Origin of the sequence: Streptomyces sp. NPDC002793 (genome assembly GCF_040295485.1) — a bacterium.
Taxonomy (GTDB): domain Bacteria; phylum Actinomycetota; class Actinomycetes; order Streptomycetales; family Streptomycetaceae; genus Streptomyces.
Window position 1 is genome coordinate 1 of the sequence record NZ_JBEOVL010000136.1, and the last position, 1,578, is coordinate 1,578.

A 1,578-nucleotide genomic window follows, 5' to 3' on the forward strand; every position below is an offset into this window, starting at 1 on the left:
ACCCACATCACCCACCACCCCCTCCAACAACACCACGAACAACCCCACCAACCGCTCCACAGAACCCCGATCAAACAAATCCGCAGAGAACTCGATCTCTCCTTCGATGCCGTTTCCGGGGCCGGTCTCGGAAAGGAAGAACGCCAGATCGAACTTGGCCGTCCTGGAGTCGTGCTCGTAGAAGCCGATGTCCAGGCCGGGAAGGGTGATGTCGCGGTTGCCGAAGCCCGGCACCGACGTACCGGGGTCGGCCTTCGAACCGTGCGTCGTGGTGTAGCTGTAGGTCACCTGGAAGAGGGGGTGCCGAGAGAGGTCGCGGGCGGGCTGGATCTCCTCGACCAGCTTCTCGAACGGCAGGTCTCGGTGGGCGTCGGCCCGCAGCATGGACTCACGGACCTGCCGGAGTTGTGACTCGAAGGTGTCTCCGGGGGACAGACGGGAACGCAGGACCAGGGTGTTGACGAAGAGGCCGATGAGCTTCTCGGTCTCCAGCCGGTCCCTGTTGCCCACCGCGTATCCGATGCAGAAGTCGTCCTGGCCGCTGTAGCGGTGCAGCAGGAGGTTGAAGGCGGTGGCGACGGTCATGAAGACGGTGGCGTCGTGCGCGCGGCTGATCTCACGCAGCGCGTCGCTGAGTTCGGGGCTGAGGGCGAACGAGACCGTCCCTCCGCTGTGGCTCGGCATCGACGGCCGCGGGTGGTCGGTGGGCAGGTCGAGCGTGTGCTCGGCGCCATCGAGGTAGGTGCGCCAGTAGGCGAGGTGCTGCTCGAGCTCATGGTCCTCGAGCATGCCGTTCTGCCAGCGGGCGAAGTCGGTGTACTGAACGGGCAGGTCGGGAAGCCCGGCCGGCCGGTTCTCGATGAAGGCGCCGTAGAGGGTGGCCAGCTCGGTCAGCAGCACCTCCAGTGACCAGTCGTCGCCGAGGATGTGGTGCATGCTGACCATCAGGATGTGCCGACGGGGGGCGAGCCGTACCAGACCGATCCGGGTCAGCGGGCCGTCGGCCAGGTCGAACGGCAGGTCGGCCTCCGCTGCGACCACCTCGTCACCGCTGCGCCGCGGATCGGGGGACGCGGAGACGTCGGTCAGGGGCAGCGGACGGTGGACGAAGTCCTGCACGACCGGTTCCGGCGTGCCGCCCCGCTCGGGGAAGACCGTCCTGAGCACCTGGTGCCGGCGGATGATCTCGTTGAGCGCGCGTTCCAACGCGTCCCTGTCCAGTTCGCCGTCGAGCCTCCAGGCCGCCGCGATGTTGTAGAGACTGCTGTCCGGGTTCATACGGTGCAGGAACCACATGCGCTGCTGCGCGTACGAGGCGACCAGCGGCTCGTCTCCCCGGCCCACGGTCAGGACGCCCTCGCTGACACGGCCGGCCGCCGCCACCGTCTGCGCCAGTTCGGCCACCGTGGGCGCGTTGAAGACATCGCGGAGCCGCACGTCCGCCCTGAGTGTCCGCCGTATGCGGGCGACGAGTTGGGTGACAAGGAGGGAGTGACCGCCGAGGTCGAAGAAGTTGTCGTGCACACCGACACGGTCCAGATGCAGCACCTCCTGCCAGATACCGGCCAGAACCTCCTC

1 protein-coding gene is annotated in these 1,578 nt (G+C 67.2%); it reads right to left on the minus strand.

Annotated elements, in window-relative coordinates; all coding sequences use genetic code 11:
- Window positions 1-1,578, minus strand: a 1,578-nt coding sequence (locus ABT001_RS35965; RefSeq protein WP_351285905.1) for a condensation domain-containing protein, incomplete at both ends; no start/stop codon positions are given.